This is a genomic window from Paraburkholderia silvatlantica (assembly GCF_003096715.1).
Lineage (GTDB): Bacteria > Pseudomonadota > Gammaproteobacteria > Burkholderiales > Burkholderiaceae > Paraburkholderia > Paraburkholderia silvatlantica.
The window spans coordinates 102,502-117,216 of the sequence record NZ_QEOL01000005.1 but is presented as its reverse complement, the minus strand read 5'-3'; the positions used below and the strand labels follow the sequence as shown (position 1 = coordinate 117,216).

General features: G+C 63.6%; 14 protein-coding genes. 9 read left to right on the top strand and 5 right to left on the bottom strand.

Features of this window, described 5'->3' with window-relative positions:
• Positions 1–141 precede the first annotated feature (141 nt).
• Both C7411_RS08685 and C7411_RS08680 read left to right on the top strand, forming a co-directional pair.
• Positions 142–1,047, top strand: coding sequence for a carbohydrate ABC transporter permease (locus C7411_RS08685; protein ID WP_110383411.1), 906 nt, complete (start codon positions 142–144; stop codon positions 1,045–1,047).
• Positions 1,044–1,889, top strand: coding sequence for a carbohydrate ABC transporter permease (locus C7411_RS08680; RefSeq protein WP_110383410.1), 846 nt, complete (start codon positions 1,044–1,046; stop codon positions 1,887–1,889). Before C7411_RS08685 ends, C7411_RS08680 begins: the two co-directional genes overlap by 4 nt.
• Positions 1,890–1,929: 40 nt before the next feature.
• Here the strand turns inward: C7411_RS08680 and C7411_RS37375 are convergent, their stop codons facing one another.
• The 3 genes from C7411_RS37375 to C7411_RS08665 form a co-directional block, all read right to left on the bottom strand.
• A complete protein-coding gene (locus C7411_RS37375) occupies positions 1,930–2,133 on the bottom strand; it encodes a glycine zipper 2TM domain-containing protein (protein ID WP_165822767.1) in 204 nt (67 codons plus the stop codon).
• Between the two features lie 63 nt (positions 2,134–2,196).
• Complete coding sequence (locus C7411_RS08670) at positions 2,197–3,138, bottom strand: AEC family transporter (RefSeq protein ID WP_110383409.1); 942 nt, start codon at positions 3,136–3,138, stop codon at positions 2,197–2,199.
• Between the two features lie 69 nt (positions 3,139–3,207).
• Positions 3,208–4,695, bottom strand: coding sequence for a DHA2 family efflux MFS transporter permease subunit (locus C7411_RS08665; RefSeq protein WP_181431314.1), 1,488 nt, complete (start codon positions 4,693–4,695; stop codon positions 3,208–3,210).
• Positions 4,696–4,929: 234 nt separating this feature from the next.
• Between C7411_RS08665 and C7411_RS08660 the strand changes: the two genes are divergently transcribed.
• Entirely contained in the window at positions 4,930–5,373 is a 444-nt protein-coding gene (locus tag C7411_RS08660) for a MarR family winged helix-turn-helix transcriptional regulator (RefSeq protein WP_110383407.1), read from the top strand.
• Positions 5,374–5,401: 28 nt separating this feature from the next.
• On the opposite strand, the gene C7411_RS08655 is transcribed toward C7411_RS08660, so the two are convergent.
• Positions 5,402–6,892 (bottom strand): aldehyde dehydrogenase, encoded by a 1,491-nt coding sequence (locus C7411_RS08655; RefSeq protein ID WP_110383406.1) that lies wholly within the window; start codon positions 6,890–6,892, stop codon positions 5,402–5,404.
• 80 nt (positions 6,893–6,972) lie between these two features.
• Entirely contained in the window at positions 6,973–7,524 is a 552-nt protein-coding gene (locus C7411_RS08650) for a cupin domain-containing protein (RefSeq protein WP_110383405.1), read from the bottom strand.
• A 445-nt stretch (positions 7,525–7,969) separates the two neighbouring features.
• Here C7411_RS08650 and C7411_RS38085 point away from each other — a divergent pair, with 445 nt between their 5' ends.
• The 6 genes from C7411_RS38085 to C7411_RS08620 all read left to right on the top strand — a co-directional run bounded on the left by C7411_RS38085 (position 7,970) and on the right by C7411_RS08620 (position 14,708).
• Complete coding sequence (locus C7411_RS38085; RefSeq protein WP_236596917.1) at positions 7,970–8,194, top strand: hypothetical protein; 225 nt, start codon at positions 7,970–7,972, stop codon at positions 8,192–8,194.
• A 279-nt stretch (positions 8,195–8,473) separates the two neighbouring features.
• Positions 8,474–9,283 carry a gamma-glutamyl-gamma-aminobutyrate hydrolase family protein gene (locus tag C7411_RS08640; protein WP_110383404.1) on the top strand — a complete coding sequence of 270 codons (810 nt, stop codon included), beginning with the start codon at positions 8,474–8,476 and terminating at the stop codon, positions 9,281–9,283.
• 31 nt (positions 9,284–9,314) lie between these two features.
• Positions 9,315–10,649, top strand: coding sequence for a glutamine synthetase family protein (locus C7411_RS08635; RefSeq protein ID WP_110383403.1), 1,335 nt, complete (start codon positions 9,315–9,317; stop codon positions 10,647–10,649).
• A gap of 18 nt (positions 10,650–10,667) precedes the next feature.
• Complete coding sequence (locus C7411_RS08630; protein WP_110383402.1) at positions 10,668–12,110, top strand: aspartate aminotransferase family protein; 1,443 nt, start codon at positions 10,668–10,670, stop codon at positions 12,108–12,110.
• Between the two features lie 75 nt (positions 12,111–12,185).
• Entirely contained in the window at positions 12,186–13,307 is a 1,122-nt protein-coding gene (locus C7411_RS08625; protein WP_110383401.1) for a polyamine ABC transporter substrate-binding protein, read from the top strand.
• A 249-nt stretch (positions 13,308–13,556) separates the two neighbouring features.
• Positions 13,557–14,708, top strand: a complete 1,152-nt coding sequence (locus C7411_RS08620) for an ABC transporter ATP-binding protein (RefSeq protein WP_165822766.1) — start codon at positions 13,557–13,559, stop codon at positions 14,706–14,708.
• Positions 14,709–14,715 lie beyond the last annotated feature (7 nt).

The following is a 14,715-nucleotide window of genomic DNA, read 5'->3' as shown; positions in this document are numbered from 1 at the left end:
AGTTCCCGGCGCGCGCCGCAACGCCTGAGAACCGACGTTTCGAAGCACTGACGATTCGACATGACTACGGGTCCCCTGAAGCCCTCGCCCGCCACCGCACCGGCCGGCGATGCCCCCGACCGATCACGCGCACGCAATCGCATGAGCCGACTACCCCGCGCCGTATCCGCGCCCCGCGCGCCCTGGCTCCTGATCGTGCCGAGTCTCGTGCTCGCGCTCTTCATCATCAGCTATCCGATCTTCAACATCGTGTATCAGTCGCTGCACGACGTGTCGCGCTTCGGGCAGATTCGCGACTTCAGCGGCCTGCAGAACTTCTATAACGTGTTCGGCGATCCGGTGTTCATGAGCGCCCTGAGGAACACACTGATCTGGACATTCTTTGTCGTGGTGGGCACGGTGCTCATTTCCGTGCCGGTCGCGCTCGTGCTCAACCAGGACTTTTACGGCCGCGGCGTTGCGCGCACGATCGTCATGCTGCCGTGGTCCGTCTCGCTCACGATGACGGCCGTGGTCTGGCGCTGGGCGTTCAACGACGACTACGGCATGGTCAATGTCACGCTGCAGCGCCTCGGCCTCACCTCAGGTCCGATCCACTGGCTCGCGACGCCCGAGTATGCGTTCCCGGTGGAAATCTGCGTGGGCATACTCGTGTCGATCCCCTTCACGACCACGATCCTGCTGGGCGGCCTTTCCTCGGTGCCGGGCGACATCTACGAAGCCGCGCGCATCGATGGCGCGAGCGCCTGGCAACAGTTCCGCCAGCTCACGCTGCCGCTGCTCAAGCCGTTCATCAACATGGCGATCCTGCTGAACGTGATCTACGTGTTCAACTCGTTCCCGATCATCTGGGTGATGACGCAAGGCGGCCCCGACGACAGTACGCATATTCTCGTCACGTACCTTTACGAACTCGGTTTCCGGTTAGGGCGGCCCGGCGAAGCCGCCGCCGTCTCGCTCATCATGCTCGTCATCCTGTTCGCATTCTCGGTGGTCTACCTGCGCCTGCAGGCAAAACGCGGCGGCGCCGAAGGAGACCTGGCATGAACCGCAAGCTCAAACGCTCGATCTGGTGCTGGCTCGCGCTCTCGCCGCTCGTCGCGGCGGTGCTGTTCCCGTTCGCGGTGATGTTCTTCACCTCGTTCAAGCCGGCTTCGGAAGTGTTCGTCTATCCGGCGCGCTGGCTGCCGATGCAGTGGCGCTGGCAGAACTACGTCGACATGTGGCAGGCCGCGAACTTCGGCGTCGCGCTGCGCAACAGCATCGTGGTGAGCTGTCTTTCCACGGCGCTCGCGCTCGCCGTGAGCCTGCCGGCCGCCTACGCGCTCGCGCGCTTTCCGTTCCGCGGGCGCGGCCTCTACCGCCAGTTCCTGCTCGTCACACAGATGCTCTCGCCCATCCTGCTCGTGGTCGGCCTGTTCCGGCTCGCGGCGATGATTCCTTATGGCGACGGCAATCTCGTCGATTCGAAGATCGGCGTGATCGTCTCTTATGCGGCGTTCAATATCGCGTTTGCCGTATGGATGCTCTCGTCGTATTTCCAGACCGTGCCGCGCGATCTCGAAGAATCGGCGTGGCTGGAAGGCTGCAGCCGCACGGGCGCCGTGTTCCGCGTGTTCCTGCCGCTCGCGGTGCCGGCCGTGGTGGTCACGGCGATCTTCACGTTCATCAGCGCATGGAATGAGTTCGCCGTGGTCTACACGCTGATCCGCTCGCCCGAAAACAAGACGCTCACGGTGCAGGTCACCGACATGGTGGCCGGCAAGTACACCGTGGAATGGCAGCTCGTCATGGCGGCGACGCTCGCAGCCACGCTGCCGGTTTCCGTGGTGTTCGCCTGGCTGCAGCGCTACATGGTGAAGGGACTCGCGCTTGGCGCAGTGAAGTAGCCGGACGAAGAGAGACGGCCTCGTCGTGCGCGTGGGCCGCCTACTTGCCCAGTTCATGGCCGATCACGCCGCCGGCCACGGCGCCGCCCACGGTGCCGACCGCGCTGCCGTTCGTGGCCCTGTTGCCGACATAGCCGCCTGCGGCGGCGCCGCCCAGCGTGCAGGCTTCCATGCCCGCTGCGGTGAGCACGACGGTGAGGACAAGTGAGGCGCGCGCGGCGCTTAAGCGTCGTAGCCAATTCATTGGCGCTTCTCCTGATAGATCACAGTGGCTTTCATGCCAGCAAGCGTCGTGCCTCGCCGGCTTTCAGCCGTGGTGCAGATGCAGCAGGATCAGCGTGAGCGTAACGAGCGAACCGAGGGTCGAGTGCAGAATGGTGCGCGAAGTCACGTGCGCCTCGCGCCGATAGTACTCGGCGAGCATGAACGGGCCGGTGCCCGTGGGTAGCGCCGCGAGTAACACTGCGATTTCCACGAGCGGGTCAGGCAGCCCGAATACGCGATCGGCCAGCCACCACGTGAGCAGCGGCTGCGCGACGAGCTTGCAGAGCGTGAGCCACCACGACGACTCACGCAGCGCCTCGCCGCTCGCGCGGCGTTCGGCGAGAAAGAGCCCGAGGCTGACGAGCGCGCACGGGCTCGCCGCGCCGCCCAGCAGCTTCAGGAAGGTTTCCGCGCTGGCGGGCAGTGTGACATGCGCGGCCGAGACGACCGCCCCCAGCGCCGGTGCAACCAGCAGCGGATTGCGCAGGAGCGAGCGCACGACCTTGATGGCGAGCCGGTGCGGACGCCGCTCGCTTTGCAGCCCCGTTTCGATCAGTACGATGGCGATGGCGAACAGCACGCAGACCACGAGGATCGTCGCGATGGTCGTGGGTGTGAGGCTCGACGGCCCGAATGCGATCATGCACAGCGGAAAGCCCACGTAGCCGGTATTCGGATACGCGGCGGCAAGCCCGTCGATGCTCGCATCCGCGAGCGGACGGCCAAGGAACACGCGCGCGCCCACCACGGCGATGAACACTGCGAGACCAGCAAGACCGAACGCGGCGACGAACGCCGGCTGATAAAGCTCGCGCCACGTTGCGTGCGCAAGGATATCGAAGAGCAGCACGGGAAGCGCGAGCCACACGACGAAGCGGTTCAGTTCGGATGCCGCGGCAGGGCCGAGGACATTCGTGCGACGGCAGGCGAAGCCCGCGAAAATGAGGCCGAAAACCGGCAGGAGAATAGAAACGGCAGAAAGCATCGGGATTCGTGAGTGCAAAGCGCGCGGACGTGCCGCGCGCCAGGGTGAAACGAAAGGCGAACCGTTTCTCTAATCCATCGCCGCGTGACCCGCATCGACGGCGGCGGCGCCAGGGCCGGTGCGGATCAGGAAGAGCAGCGGAATCACGAGCAGCGTAGCCACGAACATCATCTTGAAGTCGTTCAGATACGCGATCATCTGCGCCTGCTGCGTGATCGACTGGTTGAGCACGGCGAGATCGTGCCGCGAGCCGCTTTCGAGCATCTGCTGAACCGCGGGATTGAACGGGGTCACGTTCGCAGCGAGGTCCGCATGAGCGATCTGCGTGCCGCGCGTGACGAAGGTCTGCACGATCGAAATGCCGATACTGCTGCCGATGTTGCGCATGAGGCTATAGGTGGCCGTGCCGTCCGCGCGCAGCTGCGGCGTGAGCGTCGAGAACGTCAGCGCGGAAAGCGGCACGAACACGAAACCGAGGCCAAAACCCTGCACCACGCCGGGCCACACGATATCCGAGGGCGAGAGCACGAGCGTGTACTGCATCATCTGCCAGAGCGCGTACGCGGAGACCACGAAGCCGAACAGCAGCATGACGCGCGCATCCACGCGTTTCAGCATGCGCCCCGCTATCAGCATGGCGACCATGGTGCCCGCGCCGCTCGGCGCGGTCACGAGCCCCGTCGTGGCGACCGGATAACCCATGAGGTTCTGCAGCATGGGCGGCAGCAGCGCGCGCGTGGCGTAGAGCACCGCACCGATCACGAAGATGAAGAGCGTGCCGGTCGCGAAGTTGCGGTCCTTGAGCAGCTGGTAGCGAAAGAACGTGCCGGGCCCCGAGGTGGCCGTATGCAGGACGAAGAACGCGAAGGCAATGACCGCCACCAGCGCTTCGATGCGGATCTCCAGCGAGCCGAACCAGTCGAGCTGCTCGCCGCGGTCGAGCAAGGCCTGCAGGGCGCCAATGGCGAGCGCGAGCGTGGCGAAACCGAACACGTCGAAGCGCTGTGTGCGGCCAGGCACGCGCGCAGGCATGAAAGTCGAGACACCGAAGAACGCAAACAGGCCCACCGGCACGTTGATGAAAAACACCCAGCGCCAGTTGTAGCTATCCGTGAGCCAGCCGCCCAGCGTCGGCCCAAGCACGGGTCCGACCATCACGCCCATGCCCCAGACCGCCATGGCCTGCCCCTGACGCTCGCGCGGATTGATGTCGAGAAGAATGGACTGCGAGAGCGGCACGAGCGACGCGCCGAACACGCCCTGCAACAGCCGCGAAGCGACGATCTCGCCGAGCGTTTCGGAAAGCCCGCACAGCGCCGAGGCGACGGTGAAGCCCGCAATCGCCACGCCCAACAGCCGCTTCACGCCGAAGCGGTCGGCGAGCCAGCCCGTGAGCGGCGTGGCAATGGCGGCCGCGACGATATACGAGGTGAGCACCCAGGTGATCTCGTCCTGGGAGGCCGACAGCGTGCCCTGCATGTGCGGCAGCGCCACATTGGCGATCGTGCTGTCGAGCGTCTGCATCAGCGTGGCGAGCATGATCGAGAGCGTGATCATGCCACGATTGAGCGGGGCTTCCTTGCCCGGCTCCGCCCGACGCTGCGCGGCGGAGCCGTCCTGCATGACTGCGGTCATCGTGCGGTTGTCTTGCGGCTGGCTTGATTAGGGGGCGGAGCGCGTCGAATTAATAAGCCTGCTTATTATACGGCTCGCGCCTGCCGGCGCAATCGGTATCGCCAGGGAGAGGACGCTCGTGCGAAGGCGCGGGCCGCACGCCCGTATAATCGCGCGATGACTACCGACCTCGAAAAGCGCTTTGGCTTCCTGGTCGTCGACGTGGGCCGGCTCTATGGCAAACGTTACGACGAACTCGCGAAGTCGTCGCTCGAACTCACGCGCGCGCAGTGCCGTATGATCGCGTACCTCGCACACTACGGCGACATGAACCAGGCGCGCCTCGCCGAACTGCTGGAAGTGGCGCCGATTTCGGCAGGGCGGCTGCTCGAGCGCATGGAAGAAGGCGGCTGGGTCGTACGCACGCCCAACCCGGAGGACCGCCGCGAATGGCTGGTGAGCCTCACGCCCAGGGCGGAAGGCGTGCTCACGGGCGCGCGCCGCGTGGGCGACGAAGTCCAGGCGGAAGCCCTGGCGGGCTTCACGCCTGAAGAGGCCGAGCAGTTCAGCGCGATGCTTCAGCGGGTGCGCGCCAATCTCGGCGCGCTGGTGGAGCGGTAACCCGGAGCGGCAACTCGCGTTGTTCGCGTTAGCGCAGCCGCACGAGCGTGGACTTGAGCTCCGTGTACTTTTCGAGCGCGTGCAGCGACTTGTCGCGACCGTTGCCGGATTCCTTGAAGCCGCCGAACGGGAAGTTCATGTCGCCGCCTTCGTCGTAGCAGTTCACCCACACCGTCCCCGCACGCAGCCTGCGCGAAATTTCGTGGGCGTGCGTGAGGTTCGCGGTCCAGACGGCCGCCGCGAGCCCGTAGTCACTGTCGTTGGCAATGCGCACCGCTTCGTCGATCGTACTGAACGTGATGACCGAAAGCACCGGCCCGAAGATTTCCTCGCGTGCGATCTTCGTGTCGTGACGCGTATCGAACACCGTGGGCTCCACGTAGAAGCCGCCACCCTCCGCATTCACGCGTTCGCCGCCTGTCAGCAGCTTCGAGTCCTTGCGGCCGGCTTCGATATAGCTCAGCACCCGCTCCAGCTGGATCTTGTCGATGATCGCGCCCATCGACACCTCCGGGTCGAGAGGATTGCCAGGCTTATAGGCCTTCGCGGCCTCGACGAGCTTTGCAAGGAATACGTCCTTGATCTCGTGATGCACGAGCAGGCGCGAACCGGCCGTACACATCTCGCCCATGTTGTAGAAGATCGCGCTCGCCGCCGCACTCGCTGCACGGTCGAGATCCGGGCAATCGTGCAGCACGATATTGGGCGACTTGCCGCCAAGCTCCAGCCACACGCGCTTGAGGTTCGACTGGCCCGCGTACTGCATGATCTGCTTGCCCACGTTCGTGGAACCTGTGAACGCAATGCAGTCCACGTCGCGATGCAGGCCGAGCAGCTTGCCAGGCTCCCCGCCGCCGGGCAGCACGTTGAACACGCCGGCCGGAATGCCGGCCTCGTGCGCGAGCTGCGCCACGCGAATGGCCGTGAGCGGCGACTTCTCCGAAGGCTTGAGCACGACGCTGTTGCCCGCCGCGAGCGCGGGCCCGAACTTCCACGAGGCCATCAGGATCGGAAAATTCCACGGCACGACGGCGGCTACCACGCCAATCGGCTCGCGCGTGACGAGGCCCACGAGATGATGATCGGCGGGCACGACTTCGCCGCCCACCTTGTCGACGGCTTCCGCGAACCATTCCACACAATATGCCGCGCCCGGCACGTCCACGGTCGTCGTGTCGCCAATGGGCTTGCCTGCGTCGAGCGTTTCGAGCAGCGCGAGTTCGTCGAGATGCTCGCGCATGAGCGCAGCCCAGCGCAGCAGAACAGCCTTGCGCGCACGCGGATTCAGGCCGGCCCACACACCTTCGTCGAATGCGCGGCGAGCGGCGCCGACCGCGGCGTCGACATCGGCTGCGCCACAATCGGCCACGCTCGCGAGCACGCGGCCGTCGATCGGGCTCACGCAATCGAACGTGCGGCCCGAATACGCGTCGCGATACGCGCCGTCGATGAATGCGCGGCCTTCGATCGAAAGCGTCGCGGCCTTGTCCTGCCAATAAGTGAAAGTTTTCTTTTCCATGAGGATGCCTCAATGATTTGCGATCCACCTTGCACGCCGCAACGCGGCGTCAGGTGAAACGGGTCCGCGCGATCAGGAAGTCAGAAGGTGGGCGGCGAATTGGCCGACACCACTTCACAGACTTCGTTCGCGCTGGGATTGCGAAACCGGTGCGGGAAGCGGCTTTCGAAATAGTAGCTGTCTCCGGGGTCGAGCAGCCAGGTCGTGCCATCCACGGTCAGCTCGAGCTGTCCGGCGACCACCACGCCGCCTTCGTGCCCGGCGTGCGCCAGCATTTCAGGGCCGGTATCGGCAAGCGGCTGATAGACCTCGCGCATGATCCCCATGTTGCGGTCTTTCACGTTCGCGCCGGCCAGATAGAATTCGATCGACGCATTGCCGAGGTTCGGCATTTCGCCGCGCCGCGACACGACTTCTGTCCCTTCGGTCAGATCGAAGGTGAAGAATTCGGCGAGGCTCATCGGTATGCATTCGAGCAGCTTCTTGAGCGAGCCCACAGAGGGACTGACGCGACTTTGTTCGATCAGCGAGATCGCGCCGTTGGTCACGCCCGCTCGCTTGGCGAGTTCGCGCTGCGACAAGCCATAGCGTTTGCGGACATGGCGCAGGCGCGTAGCGACTTCGGATGACACAGAGGCGGACTCGGGCACGATGAAGGACCGTTGACAGGATGACTGCGTGTAGAGGGCGCGGTGGATGTGTTGAATATTCTAATCAGTTTGCTTTATTTTGCGTCAGTACAAACCCGTGTAAGTGATTCGAAATATAAGTGCAGGAGCCGATATTTTGCACAGCGAGCGATTTCACAGGGGTGTCGGGGAAAGTGCTGACATCAAAAACTTGAAAAAATAATTGACGCCCTTTTTGACTCGTATATGCTGAACTACAGGTCGAACACAGCATCGTTTCTGCCACGCTGCAGCGCAAAAACCGCGTTTTATGCGAGAAACATAGCGAGTTGGCCGAGTCTGGAAAGCAATACATCGATGTCGTTCAATGTTTAATGCATCGCTCAAATTGACGACCTCGAATGCTTGAACCAGACGTCTTTTTCAACGCAACCAGTCGAGTGTTATCGTGAGAGTCCGTGGCCCTCTGGTGAGGTGGGATCGTAGTCATGCGAGGTGTCTTCGCAGTGACTGCACCGCCATCGCCGACGGCAGTAGCGGCAGGCTTGCCTCTCGCCTGTTCCTGTCCGTCTTCACGATCCTTTCCCGCCGCTCTGTTCGGCGTCACAACTCGGTCTCCGCACGCGCCTTCATTGCCGTCCATACGGACGAAGTCGCGTCGCTTCTGCCGTAGCGCCTCTCCTTTCTGCGCCGTTCGCTTTCTTCGCCATTGCTGGTTCGCGAAGCGTCTCATCACGCCTTCGCGGTGTGGCTGCGCACGCCTGAACACCGTCGCGCCCCACAACGGCAAGAAACGAACCGCCTACATGATCTCCACGCGCAGCGCCATCCGTTAGCGCTGCTCGCGAGGAGCACACAGGGTTTGTAGTTTTGCGTCCCGCAAGGCTGCAAGGTCATGTCACGCCCGTAGCATCGTCAGATCGCGCACGGGCAAGCAAGCGAATCATTAGTCATGCGAACCAGACCAGTAGTTGGCGTTACTGCCGACCGCACGATGATGGGGCCGCACGCGTCACATGTTGCCGGCGAGAAGTACATCGCCGCGGCTGTGGATGGAGCAGGCGCGCTCGCCTTCGTGCTGCCCGCCCTTGGCGAGCGGCAGGCTGCGGCCGACATTCTCGAAGCCGTGGACGGACTGCTATTCACGGGCAGCTATTCGAATGTCGAGCCGCACCGTTACGCCGGCCCGGCGAGCGCGGCCGGCACGCTGCACGACCCCGCTCGCGACGCCACCACGCTGCCGCTCATGCGCGCCGCGATCGAGGCTGGCGTGCCGGTGCTCGCCATCTGCCGCGGCTTCCAGGAGATGAACGTGGTGTTCGGCGGCACGCTGCATCAGCAGGTGCACAGCGTTGCACGCTATGACGACCATCGCGAGAACAAGGACGATCCGCTCGACACGCAATACGGTCCGGCGCACGCATTGAAGCTCGTGGAAGGCGGCGTGCTGCAGCAGCTTGCAGGCGGCGCGCGCGAAACACGCGTGAATTCGCTGCACGGCCAGGGCATCGAACGGCTCGGCGCGGGCCTCGTGGCCGAGGCATTCGCACCCGATGGCCTCATCGAAGCCGTGAGCGTCGCGAACGCAGCGGGCTTTGCGCTCGGCGTGCAGTGGCACCCGGAATGGAAGTACGCGGACGACGCGCTGTCGAGCGCGATCTTCCGCACGTTCGGCGAAGCCTGCCGCAACCGCATGCTGGCCCGAATACCGGGCGGGGCCGGACACGACGTGGCGCACGCGCCGCGCGCCGCCCACGCCTGATGCCGGCCCATACAGAACAGAGAGAACGATCATGCATGAAATCGACGAATTCCTGAAAAAGCATCACATCACCGAAATCGAAGCGATCATCCCCGACATGGCGGGCATTGCGCGCGGCAAGATCATCCCGCGCAGCAAGTTCGAATCGGGCGAGGCGATGCGCTTGCCGCAAGCCGTGATGATCCAGACCGTGACCGGCGACTATCCCGAAGACGGGACCCTCACCGGCGTCACCGACCCCGACATGGTGTGCGTGCCCGACCCCTCGACGATCCGCATCATTCCGTGGGCCGTCGATCCCACCGCCCAGGTGATTCACGACTGTGTGCATTTCGACGGCACACCAGTCGAGATCTCACCGCGCCGCGTGCTGCGCCGCGTGCTCGACCTCTATGCCGCGAAGGGCTGGAAGCCGGTGATCGCGCCGGAACTCGAGTTCTATCTCGTCGATATGAACAAGGACCCGGATATTCCGCTTGCACCGCCCATCGGCCGCACAGGCCGTCCGGAAACGGGCCGCCAGGCGTATTCGATCGAAGCGGTGAACGAGTTCGACCCGCTGTTCGAAGACATCTACGAGTACTGCGATATTCAGGATCTCGAAGTCGATACGCTCATTCACGAAGTGGGCGCGGCGCAGATGGAAATCAACTTCCTGCACGGCGATCCGCTCAATCTCGCCGACCGTGTGTTCCTCTTCAAGCGCACGGTGCGTGAAGCGGCGCTGCGCCACCACATGTACGCCACGTTCATGGCGAAGCCTATGGAGAACGAACCGGGCTCGGCCATGCATGTGCACCAGAGCCTCGTTTCGGCGGAAAGCGGCCAGAACCTCTTCACGGGTTCGGACGGCAAGCCCACGGACATGTTCTACGCGTATATCGCGGGCCTGCAGAAGTACACACCCGCACTCATGCCGATCTTCGCGCCGTACATCAACTCGTATCGCCGCCTTTCGCGTTTCATGGCCGCGCCGATCAACGTGGCTTGGGGCTACGACAACCGTACCGTGGGTTTTCGCGTGCCGTACTCGTCGCCGGCTGCGCGCCGCGTGGAGAACCGGATTCCGGGCGTGGACACCAACCCGTACCTCGCGATCGCCGCAACGCTGGCCGCCGGTTACCTCGGCATGACGCAGCACCTCAAGCCCACCGAACCGCTCGTGAGCGACGGCTATTCGCTGCCCTACCAGTTGCCGCGCAATCTCGAGGAAGGCATCTCGCTGATGGCCGCCTGCGAGCCGCTCAACGACATCCTCGGCGAGAAGTTCGTGCGCGCCTATCTTGCGCTCAAGGAAACCGAATACGAAGCGTATTTCCGCGTGATCAGCTCGTGGGAACGCAAGCACCTGCTGCTGCACGTGTAAACGAAAGGAGACACAGCAATGAGCTATCGAATCGACGCCCCCGCCAGCGCGCTGCAGGAAACGCCGACGACGCTACGCGCGCAATCCAGCCGAACGGCGCGCTCGACGAGCGAGTACCGCGCGCTGGACGCCGCGCACCATATTCATCCGTTTTCGGACATGGGCTCGCTCAACAAGACGGGCAGCCGCGTGATCGTGAAGGCGAAGGGCGTGTACCTGTGGGACTCGGAAGGCAACCAGATCATCGACGGCATGGCCGGGCTCTGGTGCGTGAACGTGGGTTACGGCCGCAAGGAACTGGCCGACGCCGCCTACGAGCAAATGCTGGAACTGCCGTTCTACAACACCTTCTTCAAGACCACGCATCCGCCCGTCATCGAATTGTCGGCGCTGCTCGCCCAGCTTTCGCCCGAGCCGTTCAATCACTTCTTCTATTGCAACAGCGGCTCCGAAGGCAACGACACGGTGCTGCGCATCGTGCATCAGTACTGGCTCACGCAAGGCAAACCCTCGAAGAAGGTCGTCATCTCGCGCCGCAACGCGTATCACGGGTCGACGATCGCGGGCGGCACGCTGGGCGGCATGGGCTACATGCACGAGCAGATGCCCTCGAAGGTCGAGAACATCGTGCACATCGACCAGCCGTACTTCTACGGCGAAGCGCAAGGCAACATGACGCCCGAGGAGTTCGGCCTCGCGCGCGCTCAGCAGCTCGAAGCGAAGATTCTCGAAGTGGGCGCGGAGAACGTGGCCGCCTTTATCGGCGAGCCGTTCCAGGGCGCGGGCGGCGTGATCTTCCCGCCTTCGACCTACTGGCCGGAAATTCAGCGCATTTGCCGCAAGTACGACATCCTGCTTTGCGCCGACGAAGTGATCGGCGGCTTTGGCCGCACCGGCGAATGGTTCGCGCATCAGCACTTCGGCTTCGAGCCCGACCTCATCACGATGGCCAAGGGCCTCACGAGCGGCTATGTGCCGATGGGCGCAGTGGGCATTCACGACCGCGTTGCGAAGGCGCTCATCGAAAACGGCGAGTTCAATCACGGCCTCACTTACTCGGGGCATCCGGTCGCCGCCGCCGTGGCCGTGGCGAACCTCAAGCTGCTGCGCGACGAAGGCATCGTCACGCGCGTGAAGAACGACACCGGCCCGTACTTCCAGCAACGGCTGCGCGAGACCTTCGCCAGTCATCCGATCATCGGCGAGATCTCGGGCGCGGGTCTCGTGGCGGGCCTGCAGCTCGCCGAAGATCCGCAGGCGCGCAAGCGCTTCGCCAATGGCGGCGACGTGGGCACGCTCTGCCGCGACTTCTGCTTCAACGGCAATCTCATCATGCGCGCCACGGGCGACCGCATGCTGCTCTCGCCGCCACTCGTGGTCACGCGCGGCGAGATCGATGAAATCGTGTCGAAGGCGAAGAAAGCCATCGACGCAACTGCGCAACAACTGGGTCTTTCTTAACGCGACTTGTCCACGGCGGGCGGCGCAACGGGGTGCTGGGCCTCCCGCCGATCTTCATCTTCAGGGGAAAGCAACATGAGTGTGAGTCATCTTCGTCATGCGGTCGCACTTGCGGCCCTCGCGGCGTGTGCAGGCCTCACGGCCATTTCGAGCCAGCCTGCGCACGCGGCCGACGGCGATTTGAACGTCTATAACTGGTCCGACTACATTGCGAAAGACACGATCCCGAACTTCGAAAAGGAAGCGGGCATCAAGGTCAAGTACGACAACTACGACAGCGACGACACGCTGCAAGCCAAGCTGCTGGCAGGCAGCTCGGGCTACGACATCGTCGTGCCCACGTCGAACTACATGGCCAAGCAGATTCAGGCCGGCGTCTATCAGAAGCTCGACAAGTCGAAGATCCCCAACCTCGCGAACCTCGATCCCGTGCTCATGCACATGATCTCCGACGCCGACCCGGGCAATCAGTACGGCGTGCCCTGGGCGTTCGGCACCGACGGCATCGGCTACAACAAGCAGGCGGTCGAAAAGGCGCTCGGGCCGAACGCGCCCGTGGATAGCTGGGCGCTCGTATTCGATCCGCAAAATCTCTCGAAGCTCAAGGGCTGCGGCGTGTCGTTCCTCGACCAGGCTGTGGACGTGTTCGCCGCGACGCTGCAATACATGCACAAGGACCCCAACAGCACGAACCCCGCCGACTACCAGGCCGCGTTTGACGTGCTGAAGAAAGTCCGTCCGTACATCACCCAGTTCAACTCATCGGGCTATATCAACGACCTCGTGAACAACGATATCTGCGTTGCCGTGGCATGGTCGGGCGACGTCGGCATCGCGCACCGCCGCGCCGAGGAAGCCAAGCGTTCATACGACGTCAAATTCTCGAACGTGAAGGAAGGCGGTTTGCTGTGGTTCGACGTGATGGTCATCCCGAAGGACGCGCCGCACCCCGAAAACGCAATGAAGTGGATCAACTATATCTCCGATCCGAAGGTCAACGCGCAAATCACCAACGAAGTGTTCTACCCGACGGCGAACAAGGCCGCACGCCAGTTCGTCACGCCGGCAGTTGCGCAGGACGCGACGGTGTACCCGCCGGAAGACGTGCTCAAGAAGATGACGCTGATGAAGCCGATGCCGGCTGACATTCTGCGCCTCGAAAACCGTCTGTGGGCCCAGTTGAAGACCGGCCACTGACACGCTGACTCCCCCTGAAGGAAACAAGAAGGAGACGACGCGGAAGAGGGATCGCTCGACCCCTCTCCGCCTGAAGTGAGCAATTCCGAAGTCAGGCCGCGCGGCGCCGCCCCCCTTTTTTTGACGACGCGCGCGAGCCTTCCCGAGCTCCGTTCGCAGTACTGATCGCGAGTCGCGCCAGCGCCCCGTGCGGGCCGGCTCGCGCCTGAAAAACGTGTGCTGCGATCAGAAAGGAACCAAGGTCAGATCATGAATTCGACGTCCAAAGTCAACGCCCCAGACGCTGCGCGCGCCAACGCGACCCCGGCAAAGAACGATGCATTCGTGCGTATCGAAAACGTCGTCAAGAAGTTCGGCGACAGCACCGCCGTGGACAACGTGAGCCTGAACATCGCCAAGAACGAGCTTTTTGCGCTGCTCGGCAGCTCGGGCTGCGGCAAGTCCACCCTGCTGCGCATGCTCGCGGGCCTCGAAACGGCCACGTCGGGCCGCATCTTCGTCGATGGCGAAGACCTCGCATCGCTGCCGCCGTACCGCCGCCCCGTCAACATGATGTTCCAGTCGTACGCGCTCTTCCCGCACATGAGCGTGGAGTCGAACGTCGCGTTCGGCCTCAAGCAGGAAGGCGTGCCGAAGAACGAAATCCGCGAGCGTGTGGCCGACGCGCTCAACCTCGTGCAGATGGGCCGCTACGCGAAGCGCAAACCCCATCAGCTTTCCGGCGGCCAGCAGCAACGCGTGGCGCTGGCGCGCTCGCTCGTGAAGCGCCCCAAGCTCCTGCTGCTCGACGAGCCGATGTCGGCGCTCGACAAGAAGATCCGCCAGAAGACCCAGCTCGAACTCGTGAACATCATCGAGAAAGTCGATGTCACCTGTGTGATGGTCACGCACGATCAGGAAGAGGCGATGACCATGGCCAACCGCCTCGCCGTGATGAGCGAAGGCCGCATCGTGCAGATCGGCTCGCCCGGCGAAGTCTACGAATTCCCCAACAGCCGCTTCTCGGCCGAGTTCATCGGCTCGACCAACCTGTTCGAAGGCAAGGTCGTCGAGGACGAGCCCGATCACATCTTCGTGGAAAGCGAAGACCTCGAAACGCGCATGTACGTGAGCCACGGCGTGACCGGGCCTCTCGGCATGCCTGTGGGCATTTCGGTGCGTCCGGAGCGCGTGCGCGTGACGCGCGAGAAGCCGGGCACGCCGCACAACTGGGCGCGCGGCGTGGTCACGGATGTCGCCTACATGGGCAGCTATTCGCTTTATCACGTGCGTCTGCCCGGCGGCAAGGTGGTCGTCTCGAACCTCTCCAGCTCGCACCTCATGAGCGAGGGTGCGCCCGCCTGGAACGACGATGTCTACGTGTCCTGGTCGCCGGCCAGCGGCGTCGTGCTCACGCAGTAAGGAGGCC

What these genes read in the sequence shown, in the direction of transcription:
- C7411_RS08670 (WP_110383409.1), bottom strand. Translation starts at nt 3,138, where the DNA reads ATGCTTTCTGCCGTTTCTATTCTCCTGCCGGTTTTCGGCCTCATTTTC.
- C7411_RS08640 (WP_110383404.1), top strand. Translation starts at nt 8,474, where the DNA reads ATGCGAACCAGACCAGTAGTTGGCGTTACTGCCGACCGCACGATGATG.
- C7411_RS08660 (WP_110383407.1), top strand. Translation starts at nt 4,930, where the DNA reads ATGACTACCGACCTCGAAAAGCGCTTTGGCTTCCTGGTCGTCGACGTG.
- C7411_RS08680 (WP_110383410.1), top strand. Translation starts at nt 1,044, where the DNA reads ATGAACCGCAAGCTCAAACGCTCGATCTGGTGCTGGCTCGCGCTCTCG.
- C7411_RS08685 (WP_110383411.1), top strand. Translation starts at nt 142, where the DNA reads ATGAGCCGACTACCCCGCGCCGTATCCGCGCCCCGCGCGCCCTGGCTC.
- C7411_RS08665 (WP_181431314.1), bottom strand. Translation starts at nt 4,695, where the DNA reads ATGATCACGCTCTCGATCATGCTCGCCACGCTGATGCAGACGCTCGAC.
- C7411_RS08625 (WP_110383401.1), top strand. Translation starts at nt 12,186, where the DNA reads ATGAGTGTGAGTCATCTTCGTCATGCGGTCGCACTTGCGGCCCTCGCG.
- C7411_RS08620 (WP_165822766.1), top strand. Translation starts at nt 13,557, where the DNA reads ATGAATTCGACGTCCAAAGTCAACGCCCCAGACGCTGCGCGCGCCAAC.
- C7411_RS08635 (WP_110383403.1), top strand. Translation starts at nt 9,315, where the DNA reads ATGCATGAAATCGACGAATTCCTGAAAAAGCATCACATCACCGAAATC.
- C7411_RS08630 (WP_110383402.1), top strand. Translation starts at nt 10,668, where the DNA reads ATGAGCTATCGAATCGACGCCCCCGCCAGCGCGCTGCAGGAAACGCCG.
- C7411_RS08655 (WP_110383406.1), bottom strand. Translation starts at nt 6,892, where the DNA reads ATGGAAAAGAAAACTTTCACTTATTGGCAGGACAAGGCCGCGACGCTT.
- C7411_RS37375 (WP_165822767.1), bottom strand. Translation starts at nt 2,133, where the DNA reads ATGAATTGGCTACGACGCTTAAGCGCCGCGCGCGCCTCACTTGTCCTC.